The 23,260-nt window shown below is 64.9% G+C and carries 20 protein-coding genes and 1 pseudogene; 12 read left to right on the top strand and 9 right to left on the bottom strand.

Features of this window, described 5'->3' with window-relative positions; translation table 11 throughout:
• Positions 1-26 precede the first annotated feature (26 nt).
• Positions 27-1,610, bottom strand: a complete 1,584-nt coding sequence (locus WMC41_RS13435) for an amidohydrolase (RefSeq protein WP_432343877.1) — start codon at positions 1,608-1,610, stop codon at positions 27-29.
• Positions 1,611-1,726: 116 nt separating this feature from the next.
• Here WMC41_RS13435 and WMC41_RS13430 point away from each other — a divergent pair, with 116 nt between their 5' ends.
• The 6 genes from WMC41_RS13430 to WMC41_RS13405 all read left to right on the top strand — a co-directional run bounded on the left by WMC41_RS13430 (position 1,727) and on the right by WMC41_RS13405 (position 8,090).
• The gene (locus tag WMC41_RS13430) at positions 1,727-2,635 is read left to right on the top strand and encodes a LysR substrate-binding domain-containing protein (RefSeq protein ID WP_244766932.1); all 909 of its coding nucleotides are present in this window, start codon (positions 1,727-1,729) and stop codon (positions 2,633-2,635) included.
• Between the two features lie 104 nt (positions 2,636-2,739).
• Positions 2,740-3,831: an ABC transporter ATP-binding protein gene (locus WMC41_RS13425; protein ID WP_432343874.1), complete on the top strand. Its 1,092-nt coding sequence runs from the start codon at positions 2,740-2,742 to the stop codon at positions 3,829-3,831.
• 65 nt (positions 3,832-3,896) lie between these two features.
• Positions 3,897-5,012 (top strand): ABC transporter substrate-binding protein, encoded by a 1,116-nt coding sequence (locus tag WMC41_RS13420; protein ID WP_432343871.1) that lies wholly within the window; start codon positions 3,897-3,899, stop codon positions 5,010-5,012.
• A gap of 8 nt (positions 5,013-5,020) precedes the next feature.
• Positions 5,021-5,854: an ABC transporter permease gene (locus tag WMC41_RS13415; protein ID WP_244766929.1), complete on the top strand. Its 834-nt coding sequence runs from the start codon at positions 5,021-5,023 to the stop codon at positions 5,852-5,854.
• A gap of 1 nt (position 5,855) precedes the next feature.
• Complete coding sequence (locus WMC41_RS13410) at positions 5,856-6,662, top strand: ABC transporter permease (protein ID WP_432343869.1); 807 nt, start codon at positions 5,856-5,858, stop codon at positions 6,660-6,662.
• A gap of 33 nt (positions 6,663-6,695) precedes the next feature.
• Entirely contained in the window at positions 6,696-8,090 is a 1,395-nt protein-coding gene (locus tag WMC41_RS13405) for an FAD-binding oxidoreductase (RefSeq protein ID WP_432343867.1), read from the top strand.
• 57 nt (positions 8,091-8,147) lie between these two features.
• Here the strand turns inward: WMC41_RS13405 and WMC41_RS13400 are convergent, their stop codons facing one another.
• The 8 genes from WMC41_RS13400 to WMC41_RS13365 all read right to left on the bottom strand — a co-directional run bounded on the left by WMC41_RS13400 (position 8,148) and on the right by WMC41_RS13365 (position 17,186).
• Positions 8,148-9,656 carry an amidohydrolase family protein gene (locus WMC41_RS13400; protein ID WP_432343865.1) on the bottom strand — a complete coding sequence of 503 codons (1,509 nt, stop codon included), beginning with the start codon at positions 9,654-9,656 and terminating at the stop codon, positions 8,148-8,150.
• Between the two features lie 41 nt (positions 9,657-9,697).
• Positions 9,698-10,591, bottom strand: a complete 894-nt coding sequence (locus WMC41_RS13395; RefSeq protein WP_432343863.1) for an ABC transporter permease — start codon at positions 10,589-10,591, stop codon at positions 9,698-9,700.
• On the bottom strand, positions 10,576-11,622 hold the full coding sequence (locus WMC41_RS13390; RefSeq protein WP_432343861.1) for an ABC transporter permease: 1,047 nt from the start codon (positions 11,620-11,622) through the stop codon (positions 10,576-10,578). The genes WMC41_RS13395 and WMC41_RS13390 overlap by 16 nt, the downstream gene beginning before the upstream one ends.
• On the bottom strand, positions 11,619-13,181 hold the full coding sequence (locus WMC41_RS13385) for an ABC transporter ATP-binding protein (RefSeq protein WP_432343859.1): 1,563 nt from the start codon (positions 13,179-13,181) through the stop codon (positions 11,619-11,621). The genes WMC41_RS13390 and WMC41_RS13385 overlap by 4 nt, the downstream gene beginning before the upstream one ends.
• 22 nt (positions 13,182-13,203) lie before the next feature.
• On the bottom strand, positions 13,204-14,229 hold the full coding sequence (locus tag WMC41_RS13380; protein ID WP_432348339.1) for a BMP family ABC transporter substrate-binding protein: 1,026 nt from the start codon (positions 14,227-14,229) through the stop codon (positions 13,204-13,206).
• Positions 14,230-14,383: 154 nt separating this feature from the next.
• Entirely contained in the window at positions 14,384-14,704 is a 321-nt protein-coding gene (locus WMC41_RS13375; RefSeq protein ID WP_288081334.1) for an NIPSNAP family protein, read from the bottom strand.
• The gene (locus WMC41_RS13370; RefSeq protein ID WP_432343857.1) at positions 14,701-16,332 is read right to left on the bottom strand and encodes a GMC family oxidoreductase; all 1,632 of its coding nucleotides are present in this window, start codon (positions 16,330-16,332) and stop codon (positions 14,701-14,703) included. The genes WMC41_RS13375 and WMC41_RS13370 overlap by 4 nt, the downstream gene beginning before the upstream one ends.
• Positions 16,333-16,334: 2 nt before the next feature.
• The gene (locus WMC41_RS13365) at positions 16,335-17,186 is read right to left on the bottom strand and encodes a uracil-DNA glycosylase (protein ID WP_432343856.1); all 852 of its coding nucleotides are present in this window, start codon (positions 17,184-17,186) and stop codon (positions 16,335-16,337) included.
• A gap of 224 nt (positions 17,187-17,410) precedes the next feature.
• On the opposite strand from WMC41_RS13365, the gene WMC41_RS13360 reads away from it, so the two are divergent.
• From WMC41_RS13360 to WMC41_RS13335, 6 genes and pseudogenes are all read left to right on the top strand, one after another.
• Positions 17,411-18,088: a TetR family transcriptional regulator C-terminal domain-containing protein gene (locus tag WMC41_RS13360; RefSeq protein WP_432343854.1), complete on the top strand. Its 678-nt coding sequence runs from the start codon at positions 17,411-17,413 to the stop codon at positions 18,086-18,088.
• 23 nt (positions 18,089-18,111) lie between these two features.
• Positions 18,112-18,240: pseudogene (locus tag WMC41_RS13355) on the top strand (sugar ABC transporter permease); the annotation flags it as partial.
• A 249-nt stretch (positions 18,241-18,489) separates the two neighbouring features.
• On the top strand, positions 18,490-20,250 hold the full coding sequence (locus WMC41_RS13350; RefSeq protein WP_288081328.1) for a substrate-binding domain-containing protein: 1,761 nt from the start codon (positions 18,490-18,492) through the stop codon (positions 20,248-20,250).
• A 27-nt stretch (positions 20,251-20,277) separates the two neighbouring features.
• A complete protein-coding gene (locus WMC41_RS13345) occupies positions 20,278-21,495 on the top strand; it encodes an ABC transporter substrate-binding protein (protein WP_432343851.1) in 1,218 nt (405 codons plus the stop codon).
• Positions 21,496-21,549: 54 nt separating this feature from the next.
• The gene (locus WMC41_RS13340) at positions 21,550-22,434 is read left to right on the top strand and encodes a carbohydrate ABC transporter permease (protein WP_244766915.1); all 885 of its coding nucleotides are present in this window, start codon (positions 21,550-21,552) and stop codon (positions 22,432-22,434) included.
• Positions 22,431-23,258: a carbohydrate ABC transporter permease gene (locus tag WMC41_RS13335; RefSeq protein ID WP_288081327.1), complete on the top strand. Its 828-nt coding sequence runs from the start codon at positions 22,431-22,433 to the stop codon at positions 23,256-23,258. The genes WMC41_RS13340 and WMC41_RS13335 overlap by 4 nt, the downstream gene beginning before the upstream one ends.
• Positions 23,259-23,260 lie beyond the last annotated feature (2 nt).

The following is a 23,260-nucleotide window of genomic DNA, read 5'->3' as shown; positions in this document are numbered from 1 at the left end:
CGTCTACCTATGGAGAGGGGGCGGCATCAATAGCCGGCGGTCGGGATCCACCATTCGCGGCCGCGCACCGTTGTGACATATTCGGGCCAGCGCAGGCCGATCGGCGCCTCGTAGTCGGCAAGCGGCGGAATCCATCCGGTGCCGCCGACACCGCCGCCGGTGCGCTCCTCGAACTCCCTGCGGGCAGCGGCCCGCACCCCGGCGTTCTGCAGCAGCTCCAGCATCGAATGAGCGATGGTCTTCGATGCGCAGATCACCATCGGGTCGATGGTTTCCGGAATGCCGCCCAGTGCGTTCATCACCCAGTCGGGATAGGAGAAACCGGCGGGCCCGCTCAGCATGGGACGGGCGATGTATAGGCGCGCCGTCGGCGCGTGCCAGCACATGTCGGTATAGTCGTCCGAGGTGTAGTTGACCTGCGAGGGCGGCAGGTCCTGCCGCAGGATGCGCTCGGCCTCCTGCGGGCTGATCAGCCTCTCGCAATCGGGCAGGAAGGGGTTCGACATCGGCTCCAGGCCGACACTGGACTGGATCTCGCGGGCGATCTCCTTCGCGCGGGCGCCCCATTTTGGCGCGCCGACGGCGGCGAGTTTGCCATAGACCAGATCGGCCATCACATGGTTGGCAAGGCCGGGGCGCGATTTCGAGACCCAGATCTTTTCGACGCGGCAATGGGTCAGCCGGGCGGCAGCCTCGGCGTTGCGGTCGAGGATCAGGGTCGCCTGTTCGGCCAGCTCCACGGTCGGCACGCGGATGATGTACTGGATTTCGGAAAGCCGCGCCGGCAGGTTGTCGGCGGTCGCCTGTCCCGCCGTCAGGATCGCCTCGCTGATCGACCAGCCGCCCATATGCGGCAGCATGGAATCGCGCAGCGCCTTGGAGGCGTTGTACATGGTGAAAAGCGCATCGTTGGCGCCGGGCGCACGCACGGCGCTGTGCGCCTGCGGGATCGGCACGCCGTTGGCCCGTTTCAGCCATGTTTCCGGCTCGTCGCAGACGAAGCGGTACACCATCGCATAGGCCGCGCCGCAATGGGTGTCCCAGTTCACCGTGTTGCACAGCGGCAGCATGTAGCAGGGGTGGAAACTGATCATCGCGTCGAGGCCGTCATAATAGCCCTTGGCGGCGTGGATCGGCTTGGAGCCGCGTACCTTTTCGGCGGGCTCTCCGAAGAACTTCAGCGTGCCGGGAAGACCATGTGCCTGCATCGCCGCCTTGGTGGCGAGAAGGCCGCCGAAGGAGCTCATGCCAAGCGCCGAATGCGGATCGGTATGGCCGCCGGCATGCTCGTTGAGACCGGGGCGGGGGCCTTTCCGCGTGCTTGCGGCCTGGCAGTTGCCGGGCACGGCGTCATATTCGGCATAGCTGGCGATGACCGGGCCACCCTTGCCGTTTGTCCAGGAGGCGGCGAAGGCCGTCGGCATGCCGCCCGAGCCCTCCTCGACCGTGAATCCCTCGCTGCGCAGGCGCTCCACATACCAGGCGGCGGATTCGTACTCGCGCCAGGCCGTCTCTCCCTTGTGCCAGATAGTGCTCGTCCATTCCGACAGGGCGCCGGCGTGCGCATCGACCCAGTTCGTTGCGGTCTCCTCGGCAATGTTTGCGGTCATGTCGTGTCAAGCCCTCGCGTGTTGCACCTGCCATCAGAGGAAAGCAGTGAAAGGCTTGCGCAAAAAGTGATATGTTTTATCGTTTCGTGCAAATTCTGTTCACTTGACGGGGCGTTATGCGGATTCCATCGACACAGGCGCTGCGGGCGCTCGAAAGTTTCGCGCGCCACGGCAGCGTATGGCGGGCGGCGGACGAACTGCACCTGACCCGCAGCGCCGTCAGCCACCAGTTGCGGCTGCTGGAGCGCGATCTCGGCTTCGACCTGCTGGAGCGCGTCGGCAAGGGTGTCGCGCTCACCGCGCGCGGCCGGCGCTATGCCCATGACGTGCACAAGGCGTTGACGATGCTCGGTGATGCCGGGGCGCAATACCGGGACGGCGGCATCGGCGGTTCGTTCCGTATCAGTTGCACGCCGGGCTTCGCCTCGCTGTGGCTATGTACCCATATCGCGGAATTCCAGGAGATGTACCGGGATGTCTCCCTTTCCATTCTCACGCCGCGGCGCCTCGACGATGTGAGCAATCCCGATGTGGACGCGTTCATCGCCTTCGGTGACGGCAACTGGCCGAACCGCAGCGTGGAGCTTCTGTGCGATGTGCGCTTCACCCCGCTTTGCAGCCCGAGCCTGCTCAACCGGCTTGGCGGGTTCGCAAAGCCTGCCGACGTGCTGCGCACGAACCTGCTCCATCTTAACGACTTCGAGGACTGGTCGCGGTGGCTTTCGCTCAGCAAGGTCGAAAATGCCGATCCGGCGAGCGGCATCTTCTTTTCCGACATGAACCTGGTTTTCTCGGCCGCCATAGCGGGGCAGGGCATTGCCATGGGCGATGAGCTCACCGGACAGAAGGCGTTGAGCGAAGGCAGGCTGGTGCGCCCCTTCGACATCGCGGTTCGCGCCTCGCGTTCCTACTATCTGGTCGTCGATCCCGCCAAGTCGGATCATCCGGTCCTTCCGGCCTTCCGGGACTGGCTGCGATCCAGCCTGGCCAATGCGGCGGCCGACGCGCAAAGCGTGCGGGTATAGTCGATCCGGATAGGTGAATGGAATTTGCCAATAATGCGAAAATAATTCGGTTGCCGTGAGCCGATTGCGCGCATACGCTTTCCTCGACAGGTGAGGGAGAGCCTATGCAGCAGTCGAGACGTGCAGCGGAACTCAAGGCGGTCGGCATTGGAAAGAGCTACGGCGCGTTCCACGCGCTGAAGAATCTTTCACTCGATGTCGGCCGCGGCGAATTTCTCACGTTGCTCGGCCCGTCCGGTTCCGGCAAGACGACCTTCCTCATGATTCTTGCCGGGTTCGAACGTGCGAGCCGCGGGCAGCTGTTCAGCGACGGCATCGACATCACCGACCAGCCGGCCGAACGCCGCTCTTCCGGCATGGTTTTCCAGGGTTATGCCCTCTTTCCGCATATGAGCGTCGCCGCCAACATCGCCTTTCCGCTGCGCGTGCGCCGCAAATCCGAGGCGGAGATCAAGCGCCGCGTCGGTGAAATGGTCGAGCGTGTCGGCTTGCAGGGCCACGAGCACAAATTGCCGGCGAAACTTTCCGGTGGCCAGCAGCAGCGCGTCGCACTGGCGCGCGCGCTCGCCTTTGAGCCCGGGGTTCTTCTTCTCGACGAGCCGTTTTCGGCTCTCGACAAGAGCCTGCGCGGCCAGATGCAGGCGGAAATGAAGCGCCTGCACGAGGAGACGGGAACGACCTTCGTCTTCGTCACCCATGACCAGAGCGAGGCGCTGGCGCTCTCCTCGCGCGTCGCCATCTTCAATCATGGCGAGCTTCTCCAGGTCGGCACGCCGCAGGAGGTCTACGAGCGCCCCGGCAACCGTTTCGTCGCGGAGTTCCTGGGCGAGATCAACATGCTGCCGCTGCGCGACATCCGGCCGGACGAGGGCGGCGCGAGGGGCCTGTGCGAGGATCGCGAGGTCGCCCTGCGCTTTGCTCCCGGCGAAGCGCGCGGCGACGCCATCCTCGCGGTGCGCCCGGAGCATATGTCGATCGCACGGGAGCCGGCGATCGCCGAAAACAGCATCCCCGTCACGGCGGTATCCTCGACCTATCTCGGCTCCGCGGTGCGCCTCGACCTGATTACGCGCAGCGGGAGCAGGGCCAGCGTCTCTGTCCCGATGGAAGACGCGCGCTTCGCGCTCGAGGAAGGCAACACCGTCTGGCTGACATGGCCCGCCGAGAGGGGACTTATCCTGCCGGAGACGGTTTGAGAGATTTTACAAGCAGAAGACTGATCCATTGAAGTCCGAAGATCCAAGAAAACAGGGGAACGACAATGAATGAAGCCTTTCAGAAAGACTGCCTCGAAATCCTCGCAGACAAGGTCAAGCGCGGCGAAATGAGCCGCCGGCGCTTTACGCAGCTGGCCGCCATGCTTCTTGCCGGCGCGCCGCTGGCGTTCAGGGCGGGCGGTGCGCTGGCGCAGGAAAAGCAGCTAGTGTTCGTGAACTGGGGCGGCGATGCCGTCACCGCCTATGACAAGGCCTATGGCCAGCCGTTCCAGCAGGAGGCCGGTGTCACCGTCAAGCAGGACGGTTCGGGCCCGACCGAAGGGGCCATCACCGCCCAGTTCAAAAGCGGCGCGCCGAGCTGGGACATCGTCGACGCCGACCCGTTCTCGGCGATCACGCTCGGCAAGCAGGACATGATGGAGAAAATCGACTACGCCGTCGTCGACAAGGGCAAGATGCGCCCCGGTTTCGGCTGGGACTATGCGGCTTCGAGCTACTTCTTCTCCTATGTCATCGCCTATGACTCGGAAAAATACGGCGACAATCCGCCCAAGAGCATGGCCGACTTCTTCGACGTGACGACGTTCCCGGGCAAGCGTTCGCTTTACAAATGGGGCAGCGCCATGTGGGAGGCCGCCCTCCTCGGTGACGGCGTGGCGCCGGAACAACTCTATCCGCTGGACCTGAAGCGCGCGCACGACAAGATCGCCGCCTTCAAGGAGAACGTCATAGCCTATTGGGGCGGCGGCTCGGAAAGCCAGTCGCTGCTTCTCGACGGTGAAGCCTCGATGGCCCTGATCTGGTCGACGCGCGCCTCGTTGATCGAGCAGGATTCGGGCGGCCGCATCAAGTTCATCTGGGATCAGGGCCTGCTGTCCCCGGGCGCCATGGCCGTCATCAAGGGCAATCCCGGCGGCCGTGACACGGCGATGAAGTTCATTGCCAGCGCACAGGACCCGCAGAAGCAGCTCGTCATGTTCGACATGCTCGGGCAGGGTCCGGCGAACCCCGCTGCCGATGCGCTGATCCCCGAGGAGAAGAAGCGCCTCAATCCGGTCGATCCTGCAAATATGAGCAAGCAGATACCGCTCGATATGGAATGGTACGCCGAGAACTACGGGCCGGCGCTCGACGAATATACCAAGATCATCTCCGCCTGAGCCGCCTTATGTTCGCGCGCTCCCACAATCTCGGCGCGGCGCTCCTCCTGGCGCCGCTGCTCCTGCTCCTCGCGCTGGCCTACGGCATCCCGTTTCTTGGTGTGATGAAATGGAGCGTTACGCTGCCCGAGCCGGGGCTCGGGCAGTATCATGCGCTGCTCACCGACCCGCTGGTGCAATCGGTGTTCGTGCGTACAGCGCGCATCTGTGCGCTGGTGACGGTGACGGCAGTCGCTGCCGCCTATGCGATCGCCTATGTCTGGGTGCGCGGCACGCCGGGCCAGCGGCTTGCGGCGGAATATTGCATCCTCGTGCCGTTCTGGATCTCGGTCTTGACCCGTGCCTTCGGCTGGGTGGCGCTTTTGTCCAATCAGGGGCTCATCAATACCTGGCTGCGTGCGACGGGCATCCTCGATGAACCTCTCGCGCTCGTTCGCAACGAGTTTGGCGTCGTCGTCGGCATGACGCATTTCCTCATTCCCTTCGCGGTGTTTCCCATCGCCTCGGCCATGCGCGCGCTGGACGAGCGCGTCCTGCTTGCCGCGCGCGGCCTGGGGGCAAGCCGCACCCGCATCTTCTGGTCGATATTCGTGCCGATGACGATGTCGGGCATCATCGGGGCCGCGCTGATCGTCTTCGTCTTCGCGCTCGGCTTCTTCATAACGCCGGCAATCCTCGGCGGCGGCCGCAGCGTCATGGTGGCGGAGCTGGTCTACCTTCGCATCTTCCAGAGTCCCGACTGGGGTCTCGGCGCTGCGATCAGCATCACGCTTGTCCTGATTGTCGGCCTGTTGACCACAGCCCTGTTCCGCTTCCTGCGGCCCTCCCAAATGGCAGGTTGACATGAGCGGCTACCGTCCCGGTCCCATCGCCCTGTTCCTCGCCTTTCTGGTGGCGATCTTCCTGCTGATGCCGCTGCTTGCGGTCGTGCCGGTGTCCTTTACTCCGTCGCGCATGCTTTCGATGCCGACGGGAGAGCTGTCGATCAGGCACTATCGCGCGCTTGTCGACGACCCGCGCTGGCTGGACAGTATCCTGCTCAGCTTGCGCATCGGCATCGTCTCCAGCACGCTCGCGACGCTCCTGGCGCTCGTCTTCGGCCTCGGCATATGGATGTTCCGGCCGCGCTACACGGCGGTTCTGGTCGGTTTCGTCTTGTTGCCGATGATCGTCCCGCCGGTGGTTTCGGCGATCACCCTCTACTTCCTGCTCACGTCCATGTCGGGCATCGGGAGCATCGTCGGCTACGACACGTGGCTCGGCGTGGCACTCGCGCATGTCGTCGTGACGGTACCGTTCGCCGTGGTGCTGATCCTCGTGTCGTTGAGCCAGGTGGACCGGCGCATCGATCTGGCCGCGCGCGGTCTCGGCGCGTCCACCTGGGAGCGGGCGACACAGGTCATCATACCCAACATCAAGTTCGGCATAGCGACGGCGTGGCTCTTGTCCTTCGTGCTGTCCTGGGAAGAGATCGGCGTCACGCTGTTCATCACCAGCGTCAACGCCATCACCCTCCCGCGGCTGATGTGGATGGGCCTGCGCGACAATATCGACCCCTCGATCGCGGCGATCTCGGTCATCCTGATCCTGATCACCGTGACGGTGATGACCGCCCGCGTGGTCTATCGCCGGGCGAGGGGAGCCGCGTGAAGCCGTCCTGCAACCCGTAACATGAGGACAACGATGAGCGTGCGGAGCGATCTTCTCTCCGAGTTGCGTAGCGCCCTGCCGGATGCGACGATTTGGGGGCGGGACGAGCTCGCCGTCCGCGATCCGGGATTCGACGGTCGCAATTTTGGAGCGGCCGCATTGGTCCGCCCGGCGGATGTCGATAGCGTGTCGGCGCTGGTGCGCTTCTGTCTCGAAAGAGGGATCCCCTTGGTTCCGCAGGGCGGCCGAACGGGGCTCGCCGGTGGCGCGGCGACGGTTTCCGGGCAGATCATCTGCGATCTCGGCGCGATGAACCGGGTCGAAGAGATCGATCGTTTGGGCCGGGTCGCGATCGTTCAAGCCGGAACGCCTCTGGCCGTGCTTCAGGAGGCCGCAGCCGTCCATGGCCTTGATCCCGGCATCGACCTTGCATCGCGAGGCAGCTGCACCATCGGGGGCATGATCTCCACGAATGCCGGCGGCATAATGGCGTTTCGAAACGGCACGATGCGCCATCGTCTTCTCGGCCTCGAGGCGGTATTGCCGGACGGCCGCGTGTTCAGCGACCTGACGCGCGTTCTAAAGACCAGCGCAGGCTATGACCTCAAGCACCTGTTCGTCGGTGCCGAGGGCACGCTGGGCATCGTTACCCGCGCCGTGCTTCGGCTCGAGCCGCTCGGTGGCGCATCGGCCACGGCGCTCATCGGGACCAATGATGCGGCCAGCGCCCAACGGGTCGTCAGCCATTTGCTTGCCATGCCCGGCGCCAACCTGCGGGCCGCGGAAATCATGTGGCGGGACTTTGCCGTCGCAATGGCAGGGATGCTCGGATTGGATTCGGGACGGTTGCCGCTCGGTTCGCCGTGCCTACTTGCCCTGGAGCTTGGCGCAGCAACCGTCGAGGAGGCGACCAGCGCGCTGGAGGAAGGGCTTTCGAGCATCTGGGAGGAGGCCGGCATTCTCGACGGGCTGGTGGCGGCTTCCATGGAGCAGGCAAGGATCATTTGGCGGCTGCGTGAGGAGACGGAACAGATCGAGCGCATGCACAGCCATCCGCCATCCTTTGACGTGTCTGTTCCCGCAGCTGCAATCGATGGCTATGTCGCGCGCATCACGGACGGTCTCCTGGGGATCGACAAGGGTTATGCGCCTTATGTCTTCGGCCATCTCGCTGACGGCAACCTGCACATTTCCGTCAACACCGACAGTCCGTCGCCCGAACGTTATAGGGCGATCGAGGACGTGCTCTATACGGGCCTTGGAGAGATCGGCGGATCGTTCTCGGCTGAGCACGGGGTCGGCCTCGACAAGCGTAGTGCGTATGAACGTTACGCCGATCCAGTGAAGCAGGATCTCGCGCGTGCGATCAAGGCATGTCTGGACCGGAAATGGGTATTGAACCCCGGTAAGATCGTCACGCCGGTTTAAGGTCGGCGGACGGTTGCGTCATGCTTCCAAGGACAGCCCGGATATCGAGCGGCCTCCCTAGCCGTCATTGCCAGCATAGCGGTTCATGCCGATGGCCTTTGACGTGGAACGCCGGTGGATCTCGGCCATTGTGGAGTGGAAGGCCGCGTTCAGCTTCTCCAGTTCCGCATGCGCGGCCAGATGCGCGGGGACACGCTCACGGATTTCCGCCAGTATCGCGGCCTCGTCGATCGTCTGAAGGCGGCCGTTCCGGACGACGACCTCTCCCGCGACCATCACCGTCTCGATCGACGAACCGTTCTCGGCATAGACGAGATGCTTGGCAATGTCGTTGAGCGGGGTGAAGCTGAGGGTGGTGAGGTCGAGGATCAGAAGATCGGCGGCCTTTCCGACCTCCAGCGAACCGGTGACGTCTTCCAGCATGGCGCTGCGGGCGCCGCCGATCGTCGCCATGGCGAGGATTTCGTCGGCGCGGATCCATCTGTCGTGGTCGGGGCCGGAAACGCTGTGGACCAGGCCGGCGACCCGCATGACGTCGAAGATGCGGGCGGTGTCGTTCGACGAGACGCCGTCCGTGCCGAGGCCGACCATCACGCCGGCGTCGAGCAGCTGCCGGATCGGCGCGATGCCGGCCCCGAGCTTCTGGTTGGAGACGGCGTTGTGGGCGACCGAGCATCCGGCCTCGCCCATCATCGCGATATCGTCCTCGCTCACCCAGACGGCGTGGGCGATGGTGGTGTTGCGCGACAGCGCGCCGAGATCGCGCATATAGGCGATCAGGCTCTTGCCGAAGAAAGCCTGGCCGGTCACGGCCTGCGTCTTGGTTTCGAGAATATGCGTGTGCAGCGGCACGCCCATCTCGACGGCCAGGGCATGGCAGGCCTGGAGCATGTCCGGCGTGCAGCGTTGCGGCGCCGACGGTGCGATCATGAAACTGAGCCGTCCGGCCCGGCCGTGCAGCGCCGCGAAGGCCGAGCGGCAGTAGTCGATATAGGCCGCGGCGGACATGGGCGGACCGAAATCGAGCTTCTCCTGAAGGTGGAGCGGCATCACCTGCCTGGCGTAGGGCAGGGCGTCCAGCGTATGGACGTTCATGACGGCGCTGGAGACATTGGCACGGATGCCCGCGTCCGCATAGGCGCTGAACACGGCGGAGAGCCGGGAGAGGTCGTGCGCGGGCGGATCGAAGAAATCGTCGCACATCGTCGTGACGCCGTTGCGCAGCGATTCCATCGCCAGCAGGAGGCTGCGCAGGTAGAGAAGCCGTTCGTCGATGACCGGTCCCATCAGCAGCGGATAGGCGTAGAGAAGCCAGATTTCGAGAGGCATGCCTTCATACCGCCCCCGAAAGAAGGTCTCGCTCGAATGGGTGTGGGCGTTGACGAGGCCCGGCATCACCAGCCGGTCCCGGCCATCGATAATTGCGGCATCCGGGCGCGCTGCGAGGTTCGTCCCGATAGCGGCGATGCGGCCTCCCTCGATCAGGATGTCACCGTTGAACGGCTTGCTTCCGTTCGCGGCATCCATGGTCAAAAGGGTCGCGTTCTTGATCAATGTCTGGGGCATGGGTTTCTCCTGCTCCTGTCGCGCTGCGTCGCGGGTCGGTATCATTGGTCGCGCAGCTCGCCGAAGGCGTTGTTTGCCCTGGTGCCGCCGCGCAACTGCGTGCTCAGCCAGATGCCGAGGACGGTCGCGATGTAGGGCAGGGCCAGCAGCAGATCGTGCGGGATGCGATCGCCGAAGGTAAGCTGCGCCCTGATGCCGAGCGCGCCGACGACGGCAAAGAACACCGCGGCAAGGGTTGCCCCGATGGGATGGCCGGCGCCGAAGATGACGGCGGCAAAGCCCATGAACCCCCGGCCGGCCGTCATGTTCTGGGCGAAGATCTGGAGGCTTCCGGTGGCGAGCTCGGCGCCGGCAAGCGCGCAGAGCACGCCGCCGATCATCAGCGCGACAAGGCGCATCGCCGACGGGTTGACGCCAACGCCGCGCGCGGCGAAGGGATGCTCGCCTGACGCCGCAAGGCGCAGGCCGAAACGGGTTCGCCGCAACAGCACCCACATCGCGAACACGATCGCCGGCATGATGAAGACCAGGATGGAGAGCGAGCCGAAGGCTCCGAATGCCGAGCCGATGCGCGGCAGGCCGAAGGGCGCGCTGACCGCCGCCTGTGTCCCGAATATCGACTGGACGGCGAGCGCCGTGCCGCCAAGCCCGAGGCCCGAAAGCCCGAGGCCGGCGATGATCTGGTTGGCTTTGAGCTTCTCCACCACGAACCAGAACAGGATCGAGACGAGGACGCAGGCGACGATCGCTCCGAGAAGGGCGAGCCAGATCGATTGCGTGAGCACGATGCCGAGAACCGTTGCGCAGGCGCCGGTGATCATCAGCCCCTCCAGGCCGAGATGCCAGATGCCGGCGCGCTGGGCGATGACGCCGGCAAGGGCCACATAGATCAGCGGCGTGCCGGAGCGCAGGATGGCGATTACGAAGTCTTCCATATCCGTCCCCCGAGTTTCGCGATCCGGTCGACGAGACTGGACTTTGCGGTGATGAAGAGCGCGATGGCCGCATTGATGATGTCGATCGCCGAGGACGGCAGGCCGGCCATGATCGGCAGGTAGAGGGCGGCCGAGGCGAGGCCGCCGAAGAACAGCGAGACGAAAGCCGTCCCGACGACGGAGAAATTGGCGACGAGCGCGATGAGGATGGCCGTGAAGCCGTGACCCGGCAGGAAACCGCCGGTCAGCCGCCCGTTGGGTCCCATGAACTCGATGGTGCCGGCAAGACCGGCAAGGGCGCCGCTGAGGAGGAAGCTCGCAAGCCCGATGCGCCAGGTCCTTGCCCCCTGCCATTCGACCATCGTCGGGTTTCGGCCGGCAAGGCCCGACAAGACCCCGAAAGCCGTGCGGTTGACGAGAAGCCACAGGACCACGCCGACCACCACGGCAATGCCGATGATCGTCGGGGACAGGCCGAGCGAGTCGCTGATGCGGTAGGCGCCGTCGAGCGGCCGGCTGGAGGCCTGCTGCCCCGTGCCCGACGGGTCCTTGAGCGGCCCGGCCGTCACGTAGAGAAGCACCAGGCCGGCGATGAAGTTGCCCATCAGCGTGGTGATCACCTCGTCGGCGCCCGACTTCAGCCGGAGCAGGCCAGGCCAAAGCGCCCAAAGCGCGCCGCCCGTCATGCCGGCAAGAAAGCAGGCCGGTATCACGACGGGAACCGGTGCGCCGTTCAGCCATTCCGCCATGAAGGCGGCAGCGATGGCGCCCATGTAGAACTGGCCCTGGGCGCCGATATTGAAATAGCCCGCCCGGAAGGAAACGGCCACGCCGACCGCCGTGATGAACAGCGGCAGGCCCCAGCGAAGCGCCTGCTGCAGGGCGCCGGTCCGCAGGAAGGCGCCATCGGCGATCGCGTGGAACATCAACGGCGCCGAGTAGCCGGCCGCCTGGAAGATCATGCCGCAAAGCGCAAGGCCGATCAGGATGAAGATCAGGGCACGGAAAACCGAGACAAGACGATCGATCATCTCAGCACTCCTGTCATGGCCGCGCCGACGGCGGTGATATCATAGGGGGGACGGAACTGCGCGACGATGCGTCCGGACAGCATGACGATCACCCGATCGGAGATGTCGAAGATCTCGTCGAGATCGGAGGAGATGAACAGCAGGCCGCAGCCGCGCGAGCGCGCGCTGCGCATCGATTCCCATACGAAGGACGTCGCCCCGATGTCGAGGCCGCGCGTCGGCTGTGCGGCAAGGATGAGGCGGGCGCTTTCGTCCATTTCGCGCGACAGGATGACCTTCTGCGCGTTTCCGCCGGAGAGCGAACCGGCCCGCTGGCCGACCTCGGAATAGCGCACGTCCCATTGCTTGAGCGCCGTATCGCACTCCCTGCGTATGGCGGCGGGGCTGATGGCGGAAAGGAGCGGCATCTGGAGAAGGCTGCGGGCCGACCAGTTCTCCCAGAGCGAGCTTGTCAGGCTCAGCCCTTCGATATTGCGCTCGAAGGGGATGACGCGCAGCCCGGCCGCGCGCCGGGCCGCAAGCGGGGCGCGGGTCACGTCGCCGTCGCCGATGGCGATCTCGCCCTCGACGAGGTCCGCCAGCGCCGAGATCGCCCGCACGAGCGTCCGTTGCCCATTGCCTTCGACGCCCGCCACCCCGATGATTTCTCCCGGGCGAATGTCGAGGTCGACCTTGTCGAGCGCCGGGCCTTCGGGATCGGGCCGCGTGGAAACGGCGCGCATCCTGAGGATGGGCGCGGCGCCGGTGGGGGCGTCGTGCTGCCCGGCATGTGTCACCGCCGCGGCGCCGGTCAGCGCGGCCTTGTCCTCGGAATTCAGGGCGCGCGCGCCAGCCGGGCCGATGATGAGTTCCGCCAGGCGATCCGCGTCTATGCCGGCACAGGCCAGCGGTCCATCGACAAGCCGCCCGCCGCGCAGGACCGTCACCGTGTCGGCAATGGCCAGGACTTCCCGGATCTTGTGCAGGATCAGGATGACCGTGACGCCGCGCTCCTTCAATCGGCGGACGCGCTCGAAGAGCTTTTCCGCGCCTTCCGGCGAGAGTACCGCCGTCGGCTCGTCGAGGATGAGCAGCTTGGCATCCGAGACGAGCGCGCGGGCGATTTCCACGCCCTGCTGCGTTTCCACCGGCAGGTCGCGGATGCGCTGCCGGGCCTGAACCTTGACATCGAGCGCGTCGAGATGGGGTTGCCACCGTTTTTCCAGGCGGCTCTTGCTGAACATCCCTCCGCCCGCGGCGCCGAACTGCATCGCCTCGGCAACGGTGAAGGAGGGCGGCAGGGCGAAACTCTGGTGGACGAGCTCGACGCCCGCCATGCGGGCATCGTTGACATTGCCGCCCGGAAGGGACCGCCCGTCGATCGCAAGTTCGCCGGATGCCGGGCGCACGAGACCGGCCAGGACGCGGGCAAAGGTCGTCTTGCCCGCGCCGTTCTGCCCGACCACGGCGTGGATCATGCCACGTTCGAAGACGGCTCCGACACCGCAGAGCGCGACGACGGGGCCGTAGCGCACCGTCACATCGCGGCATTCAAATATGGGGGATCTGTCTTCTTTCATCGCAGCATGATCCGATGGAAGGTCAGAGGTTCGTATTGAACGGCACCTTGAGCGTCCCGTCCAGGATCGCTGCCCGCGCCGCGGCTATTTCGGGCTCGAATTCCTTTGCCCTGGCGATGATGTCCGCCGGCCCCTGCTCGGCGAAGAGGGGAGAGCGAATGAAGTCGATGACACCCGTTCCGAGGCCGGTGTGCTCATGGGTGCCACCGGCAAAACCGCTGCCGAGCGCTTTCGTGACTTCGTTGTAGAGCGAGGTGCCGAAGTCCAGACCGACGATCGAAATGACGGACCTGGGTCCCTGCGGGAACTGTGCCGGATCGAGCACGCTGACCAGCCGGCCTTCCACCTCGTTCGCCGCGGCGATGATGCCGAAGTCGGTCGCGGCCGCGTCGGTCTGGATGTAGTCGATGCCGCTCGAATACATCTGGGTCGCGATCTCCTGTCCCTTGGCCGGGTCCTGGAAGGAGCCGGCGAAGGCGACCGTTACCGACACGTCCGGACGCACCGATTCCGCGCCTGCCTTGAACGCGTTGTAGTCGGCATTGATCGGCGGAATGGAGACGCCGCCGATGAAGCCCAGCTTGCCCGACTTGCTGACGCGCGCAGCGAAGATGCCGGAAAGGTAGCAACCGAGATAGTAGTCGTAGGCGACCGTCACGACGTTCGGGATCGCCGGCTCGAAGGGGTCGGCGAAAAGCTGGATCCACTTTGTGTCGGGGTACGACGGCGCAAGCGCCTTGAAGGGTTCCGCGACCTCGTTGAAAGTCGATACGATAACCGCCGCGCCGGCATCGCCCAGCGTGCGGAAGATGGTCTCGTAGGTCGCCGGGTCCTGAGCGTAGACCGCGCGATATTCGAAGCCCTGTTCCCCGGAGAGCTGCTTGAGCTTGGCGATCATCGAGTCCACCGGGCCGGCATCGCCTGCCGCCTGCGTGTGCACCAGCGCCACGAGGCCGCCCGACGCATGCGCCGCGGCCGTCAAAAGACCGCCCGCCATGGTGAAGGCGGCCAATCCCGCCGACGTCCTGAGGAAGGAGCGGCGGCCGATCGCATGGCGCAGCACGTTGATTTCATTCGAGGTTCTGTTCGTCATTTTCCCATTCCCTTGCTCTGGAGGTTCGATGTCTGCGTCTTCTTGTCGTTGGGCAGGCGCAGCGCGCCGGCCGATTTCTTTCGGGATGCGGGGGTGCCCGCTTCCCGCTTCAGGCGCCCGGCGAGAATGGCGCCGGGTTCATGATCATCACGTCCTGGCGCTGGATGGCATCGAGGGACCAGACCCCGGAAATGAACGCCTGCCATTCGGGATCGGCATACATGGCGGTCCGCCGCGCCTCGCGGTCCGCGAGGTTGTCGTAGCCCCACATCAGCACCGTCGTGTGCAGGGCGCCGATCTCGCTGACATAAAGCCCGAGAAACGTGTTCAGGTGCCGTTTCTGGATCGGCAGGCCCTCGGCCTCGTATTTCTTCAGCCAGCCGTCGACGGTTCCCGGCCGGAATGTGTAGGTGCGATGCTCGACGATCATCTGGATGTCTCCTTGAGAATGAAATCGGCGGCTCTTTCCCCGATCATGATCGCCGGGGCATTGGTGTTGCCGCTGGAAATGATCGGCATGATCGAGGCGTCGGCGACGCGCAGCCCCTTGATGCCGTGAACGTTCAGGCGGGAATCGACCACGGCCATCGGATCGCTGCCCATCTTGCAGGTGCCGACGGGGTGGAACGTCGTCATGGCATTGGCGCGCAGCCACGTGACCATTTCGGCATCGCTTTCGACGGCCGGCCCCGGCGCGAGTTCCTGGCCGCGATACTTGTCGAAAGCCTTCTGGCTGATGATCTCGCGCGTGATGCGGATGGCGTTGATCATCGTGCGGATGTCGAACTCGGTCTGCAGGTAGTTCGCGGTGATGCGCGGGCGATCCATCGGGTCGGCCGAGCGCAGCGTGATCTCGCCCCGGCTTTCGGGATTGACCGGGCCGACACGCAGCGAGAAGCCGTGATTGGCTTCCACCCGTTCCTTCCTGAACGGGTTCGGGAAATGCAGGTTCGCCGTTTTCTCCAGCGCCGGCATGAAGTGAAGCTGGATGTCCGGCGCCGCAATGTCGGTGCGCGACTTGACGAAGGCCCCGGCCTCGTAGGGGAAGGTCGTGGCGATGCCTTCCCCGAACAGCATGCCCTGGACAACGGACCAGGTGAGCTTGTCGGCCCTGAGGTCCGAATAGAGCGTGACCGGTTCGCGGCACTCATAGGCCATGACGCAGTCGACATGGTCCTGAAGGTTCTTGCCGACGCCCGGAAGGTCCCGGACGACACGGATATCGTGTTCCGCAAGCTCGTCGGCCGCGCCGATTCCCGAAAGCATGAGAATCTGCGGCGAGTTGACCACGCCGGCCGAGAGGATCACGTCGCGGTCCGCATAGACTTTCGACGTGTTGCCCCTTCGACTGAACTCGACGCCGACCGCGCGGCCGTTCTCGATGAGCACGCGCCTCGTATGGGCACGGGTCAGGATCGTCAGGTTCGGGCGGTCTCTTGCGGGCCGCAGGAAGGCATAGGCCGTGGAGCAGCGCTTGCCCTTGGTGATGGTGAAGTCGTAGCGGCCGAAACCTTCCTGCTCCTCGCCGTTGAAGTCGTCATTGAGCGGATATCCGGCCTCTCCGCCTGCCTGGTTGAAGACATCGAGAAGCCCGTTCCACCCGCGCGCCCGGCAGACGGTAAGTTCGCCCTCGGTGTTGTGGAAGGCACCGTTGCGCTGGACGTGGGCCTCGGACCGCAGGAAGGCCGGCAGGACCTCGTCATAGGACCAGCCGGCAGCACCCATCTGCGCCCATCGGTCATAGTCGTGACGGTTGCCGCGCACATAGATCATGCCGTTGATGGTGGACGTGCCGCCGAGCACCTTGCCGCGCGGCCAGTAGAGCGAGCGCCCGTTCAGGTGCGGCTCCGGCTCCGTATGATAATGCCAGTTGTAGATGCCCGAATGGAACAGCTTGCCCATCAGCATGGGCAGGCGGAACAGCGGATTAAGGTCCTTGCCGCCGGCTTCCAGCAAAAGCACCTTGTTGGCGGGATCGGCGGACAGGCGGTTGGCCAGCACGCAGCCGGCCGAGCCGGCGCCGATGATGATGAAATCGTATGTCTTCGTTGCCGCCATGGTCACCACGCGATGGGACGAGCGCCCATCTCCTCCAGGTAGTCGTTGCAGAGAATGAAAGGGTTGGGCCTTGAAAGGACGGCGTCGGCGCGGGCAGGGTGGTCGCGCAGGATGCAGCGGAAGGGGCCGCCGATCCGTTCGTCGATGCCGGCCTCGGCGAACGCCTCCGCCGCCGCGTCACCGAAACCCATGAACACGAGCGGTTTTCCCTGCGCCACGAGCCTGCGCAGGGTCTCCAGGATGATCGGGCGCCAGAGCCGCAAATGGCCCCTGGACTGGTGCGCATCGATCTCGACCTTGAAGCGGGTGAGCGTGAGCGAGGCGTTGAGCAGCAGAACGCCTTCGCCGACCCAGCGATCCGCTATGCGGGACGGGGCTTCCAGCGCGACGGTGCCGTTCTCGATGGCGGCAAGCGTCCCTGGCCAATCGGTGAAACTGCGGGCGTAGGAGAGGTCCCCGGTCCGGGCCGCCACGATCAGCTGGGTCCAGGCACGGATGCTCTTCGAGAACATCTTGTCCATCTCGCGCCATTCGGCGAGGTTTCCTGCCTCGAAGGCCCGGCCGGTCGCAAAGCCGGGTTCGGGGTAGGGGTCCTGGCCGAGGATGACGCAGCGAACGTCCTCAGGGGCGATCCCGTCGAAGGCCCGTAGGCAATGGGCGCCGGCGGGCATTCCCGGAAAGTGCTTTCCGCGGCGGACGGGAAAGATCGGTTCCCAGACCTCAAGCTCGAGCTCGGGCGCCACCGCATAGAAATCAGGGCCCGCATGCCCGATGAGCGCGCGCCAGGTCTCGTCCAGGTCGGTCGACCAGTCGGCCATGAATTCGGTCATGGCGGCCCGTAGCGACATGGCCATGCGCACCCTCCTCAAGGCAGTCGAATTGCGGCGGCTCCTCCAGAACCTGACCGTTTTGTCAGCTTTTCATGAAGAAAGTTGACCATCTTGTCAACTTCCTTTTTATTGGTGCTTCGAATCCGGGAGAGCCAGAACGCCCGCCCGGCAAGCTCCACCAGGAAGAATTGACCGTTGGAATGAGCGGCGGTCGCGCATAAAATCTAAATAAATTAACGGGATAGACGATGGCAGAGGAACCGAAAACCAACAATGTGACCTCTGGTCGAGGGGTTCCTTCGCACGCTGTTTCGGATGAGCGGATCAGGGCGCGGAACGTGCTCAAGATCCTGACCGCAGCCGTCGAGGTCTTTTCGAGGAAGGGACTGGATGGCGCCCGGATCGTCGAGATCGCAAAGGCATCGGGGCTGCCGAAGGGCAATGTCTACTACTATTTCTCGTCGAAGGAGGAGATCTACAACGCCACGATCGACCGCCTGATCCATAGTTGGGACGAAGCGTTCCGTCATATATCCGCAGACCGCGAGCCCGCGGAGGCAATCGAGGCTTATGTTCGGGCCAAGCTGGAGCATGCCCGCGGGAACGCGGCCGAAACGCGCTTGTTCGCCAACGAAATCCTGCAGGGTGCGGAGCACCTTTCGCTTGAAGCGCGCGAGCATATGCGCAGGGTCACCGCTGAAAAGGCCGGTGTACTCGATGGCTGGGCGGAGGCGGGAAAGATCGTCAGGGTGGATGCACGGCACCTCTTCATCCTGCTGTGGTCGGCTACCCAGTTCTACGTCGAGTTCGAGGCGCTCGCTTGCGACGCGCTGGACGTCCGGCAGCTTCGAACCGCCGATTACGACCTGGCAGCGAAAACGATCACGAACACTGTCCTGAACGGGCTCCTTGTCCGCCCGGAATGACGGGCAAGAAGCAAATCGCCCTCCTCATCTCGGCGATCGCGCTCCGGCGGCCGATCAACTTTCACAAGACGTTCTCGTCCATCATCCTCCTGCCCAACGCGGCTCCCGAAGTCGTCGCCGGCTTTATGTGGATTTCCATGCGCGCCTGCGGTGCCGCCGAGAATATCCAGGCACGTAAGGGGAATGAAGAGCGGCTCGCCCTATGGCGAGGCACGACGCGTTGGCGGACCTCGGCAACCGCGCCCTGCTGCGCACCCGCCTGGGGAGCCGTCGCACGGGAAAACCTGCGTGATCGTTTTTGATCACTATCTACTGAATGATCTCCATCCGTAGCCGGCCCCACCCATCTTGTCGTTGATATCCAGCGATGCCTTCGTGATTGTAATCGGAGAGGAGATCAAATGATCAAAGAGCAGCGACATGCGCGGATTCTTTCCCTGCTGCGCCAACAGGGCGTGGTGAGCATGGAGGAGTTGCAACGCTTCATGCCCGGCGTCGCCGCCGTGACGATCCGGCGCGACCTTGTCCATCTGGACGAGCTCGGTGCGCTCCGGCGACGCCACGGCGGGGCGGTGATGCCGGACGATGTGCTCGTGCGCGCCAAGGGGGCGCTGCCGGGCGCGGAGACGAACCCGCTCGCCTCCGATCTCGATTCGCTCAATGCCGTCATCCTGCCGCCGATCACCGGCCGGGGAAGCGAGGTGCTCAGGCGGGAAATCGTGCGCCGTGGCATCCCCTTCATCGCGGAAAGCGCGTCCCAGCCGGGCGGGGCCTATCTCGGCCCGGACAATTTCGCAGCAGGGGTGGAGCTCGGCCGGCTGGCGGCCCGCGAGGTCGGCGACAGGCCGCTCTCGATGCTCGTGATCGGCGTCGCCGAACTGCCCAACACGCGCGAGCGCGTGGCGGGTTTCGAGGCGGGCCTGGCCGAGGCGGGCGTCAAGCCGGCGGCCGTTCATCGGGTCAACGGGCAGGGCAGCTACCGGATCGGCCTGCGCGTCGCCCACGATGCCTTCGCGGCGGACGAGACGATCAACCTGGTCTTCGCGGTGAACGATCATGCCGCCATAGCGGGGATCGAGGCGGCGGAGCGCCTGGACAGGAAGGTCGCCGTCTATTCGATGGGGGGCGAAAGCGCCGCGTTCATGGCGCGGCTTCTCGAGCGCGGTCCGCTTCGGGCCGTCGGCGCCCTGTTCCCGGAGGTCGTCGGTCGCCTTGCCATCGACATGGCCGTTCTCGGCATTCTCGGACAGAACCCGCCGGATACCGTCACGCCGCATGCCATCGTCACGCCGCAAACCCTGCCCGACTATTTCGAGACGGGCGCCCAGGGCTGGCGCCTGAGGGAGGACGTTCTGGAACGGCTGGGCGACATTCGCCTCAGCTTCCAGGCGAAGCTTCTCCGCACGCGCCGGATCGGCTTCCTGCCGCATTATCCGGCGCACGACTGGTACCGCAGCATGGCGGCGGCCATGCAGGTGCGCTGCGCGCTCTATGGCGCCACGCTCGTCGTATCGCCGCCGCATCACGGCATTTCCGCGGAGATCGCCCGGCTGCGCCGTGAAATCGCGCAAAGCGCGGCCCAGCTCGTTCGCCCGGGAATGGTCGTCGCCCTGAACGAGGGGCAGGCGAACACGTTCCTTGCAGAGGAATTGCGCAGCCTGGCGGTGCGCAAGCCGGAACAGCTCCAGGGCGTCACGGTCGTGACGAACGCGTTTGACGTGCTGCATGCGCTGGAGGACGTTTCGGCGATCAAGGTGATCCTGACCGCCGGGGAATACCAGAAGGCGGACCGCTGCCTCGTCGGCCCCAGCCTCGGGGCGATCTTCGAGCGGGTGCGCCCGCATCTTGCCTTCATTGCGGTCGACGGCGTGACGCCCGGCTTCGGCCTTTCCTCGCTCGACGAGCGCCGGGCGCTGGCGGCGCTGCGGTTCATCAATGCGGCGGAGGTTGGCATCGTGCTCGCCGACAGCGTCGCGCTCGGCTCGGACGCCAACCATCGCATCGCGGGCATCTCGCAGATCCGCTCCGTGCTCACCGACGACGGCGCCTTGCCCGAGGATCGCCAGCGCTTCCGTTCGGTCGGCATCGACGTGCTGATCGCGGGCGAAATCCATCCCGAGCCGACGGCAGAGGCGGACGGGAACTACAGAATTCAGTCCTGAGACAATCCAATCGCGAGGGAGGAAACCATGACGCGATCACTGATGACGACCGTATTTCTTGGAACGGCCCTGCTTTCGGCAAGCCCGGTGCTTGCCCAGCAGGTGACGCTTCAATTCTGGGACAACCAGCAGACCGAAAGCGGCCTCTCCGATGTGCAGAAGGCGGCGGTCGAGCGGTTCATGACGGAAAACCCCGATATCAGGATCGAGGTCACGACCGTTCCCTATCCGGAGTATCAGCAGCGGCTGCTGACGGCGGTGCAGGGCGGCAATGCGCCCGATATCGCAACGCTCGACCAGATCTGGGTCGGCGCCTTCGCCAAGGCGGGTGCGGTCTCCGATCTGACGGAAGAGGCCGCCGCGGCCGGTCTTTCCCGTGACGGCTTCTTCGGCGGGGCCTGGGATTCGGCCGTGCTGGACGGCAAGCTCTACGGCATTCCGTTCAATGTCGATGTCTGGCAGTTCAGCTACTACAACAAGGCGCTGCTCGATGCGGCCAAGGTCGATCCGGTCAGCCTCGGCACCTTCGAGGGCCTGAAGGCGGCGGCCGAGAAGCTTACGGCCGATGGCAAGTTCGGTGTCGGCCTGTTCGGCCACAAGGGCGAGGACACGGTCGTCGTCGGCGATTCCTTCATCTTCTCGAATGGCGGCCGGATCCTCAACGACGACGGAAGCTGCGCCCTGACCGAGGCGCCCGCCGTCGAGGCGCTCGCCTATCTCCAGGAGCTTTCGAAGTTCGCGCCCGGCGGCATCCTGAACGCTTCGTCGGGCGACATGCGCGAATTGTTCCTGAACGGCTCGCTGGCCATCGAGTTCTGGCCCGCGCTGGAGCAGCCGACCCTGCAGAAGAGCAGCCTCAGCTGGGGCTTCGTGAACGGCACGGCGCCCGAGGGCAGGACCCCGGTCGGCACCTTCGGCGGCTGGAACCTCGCCGTCTTCGAAACCTCCGCGCACAAGGACGCGGCCTGGAAATTCATCCAGTTCATGGTGCGCGAGGATGTCAACGGCGACGTCGTCGACCTCATCCCGGCCAACAAGAAGGCTGCCGAAGCCTTCCTGGCGAAGAACCGCCAGGAGCCACAGACGATCATGACGCATCTCGACAATGCCAAGGCCCGGCCGCTTTCGCCGCGCTATCTCGAGCTTGCCGATGCGCAGGTCGCCATGTTCCAGGACATCTATGCGGGCGGCAAGCCGGCCGATGCGGCGGCGAAGGCCTGCGACGCCATCAACGCCCTCGACTAATCCATCTTCCGCCGCATCCCGGAAACGGGGTGCGGCACAGGACAAGGCTTTCCGATGCGCCAAGACCGCCGGCTTTACTGGCTGCTTCTTGCACCCGCCCTGCTTTTGATGGCGGTCATGCTGTACTATCCGATGGTCGGTACGGTCTATGAGAGCTTTCACGAGACGAGCTTTCTGAACCCGGATCCGAAGTTCGCGGGCCTCGCGCTCTACCGGCGCGTGCTCGCGGACGGCACCTTTGCGGAAGTGCTCGTCAACTCGATCGTCTGGACGCTCGGCGTGGTGCTGCTCCAGAACGTCTTCGGCTTCCTCGCCGCGCTGCTGCTGAACCAGAACCTGCCGATGCAGGGCGCCTTGCGCGCCATCGTGCTCCTGCCCTTCATCCTGCCGGGCGTCGTTGCCGCGATCCTGTGGCGCTTCATGTACGATCCGCAGCTCGGCCTCGTGAACTCGCTGCTTCTTTCGGCGGGGCTTATCGAGAACAGTGTCGCCTGGCTCGCCGACAGCCGCATGGCCATGGCCTCCGTGATCGTCGCGGCCGTCTGGAAGGGGTTTCCCTTCTCCATGCTGATCTATCTGGCGGCGCTTCAGAACGTCGACAGGAGCCAGATCGAGGCGGCGATGCTCGACGGGGCGGGACCGGTCCGCCGCCTGCTCGACGTCACGCTGCCGGCGATCCGGGACGTCATCGTGGTCAACATCGTGCTGACGCTGATCCTCACCTTCAACTATTTCGACATCATCTGGGTGCTGACCAAGGGCGGTCCGCAATCGGCGACCCACATCTTCCCGACCAAGATCTTCGAAACGGGCTTCGGCCAGTTCCGCTTCGGCGAGGCGGCGACCTACGGCGTGTTCTCGATCCTCGTGCTGTCCGTGCTCGTGGCGCTCTACGCCATCGTCCAGGGCGGGGCCAGCCGGCGGAGGGCCGCAGCATGAACCAGACCCGCGCGACGCGCCTCGGACTGATGCTGCTCCAGCTCCTGCTGGCGACCATCGTCCTCCTGCCGTTCTTCTGGATGATCTCCGTCAGTCTCAAGCCGCCGACGGAACCCTTCGCGATCCCGGCGCGGCTCTGGCCCGACGACCCGACGATCGGCAACTACATCACGGCGTTCCGGCCCGAATTCCGGACCTACTTCCTCAACTCGCTCGTCGTGTCGCTTTCGACGGTCGCCATCACGGTCAGTCTCGGCCTTTTCGCCGCCTACAGCTTCACCCGCGGGCAGCTTGCCGCCATCTCGGCGCTGATCGGGCTGGTGGTCCTGGCCCAGATGTTTCCCCACTCGGCGATCATCATCCCGATCTACAAGATGATGCGCGGCGCCAATCTGCTCAACACCTACTGGTCGCTGATCCTTGCCTATGTGTCGGTGACGCTGCCGGTGGCGATCTGGATGCTGCGGGGGTTCCTGCTGAAGCTTCCGGCGGCGCTCGAGGAATCGGCGGCTGTGGACGGCGCGACGCCGATGCGGGTGTTCTGGGACATCGTCGTGCCGCTCTCCCGGCCGGGCCTCATCGCGACCTCGGTCTATGTGCTGATCGTGACCTGGCAGGAATTCCTCTTCGCGCTTTCCTTCACCTCGACGAAGGAGATGCGCACCCTGCCGGTCGGCCTCAACGACTTCATCGGCCAGTACGGTATCCGCTACGGCGAGCTCATGGCCTCCTCGGTCATGGTCTCGCTGCCCGTCATGGCCGTCTTCTTCTTCCTGCAACGCTACTTCGTCGCCGGCATCACCGCCGGTGCCGTGAAAGGTTAGGC

Source organism: Shinella yambaruensis (assembly GCF_050859155.1).
Lineage (GTDB): Bacteria > Pseudomonadota > Alphaproteobacteria > Rhizobiales > Rhizobiaceae > Shinella > Shinella yambaruensis.
This window is presented reverse-complemented; position numbering and strand designations above follow the sequence as displayed.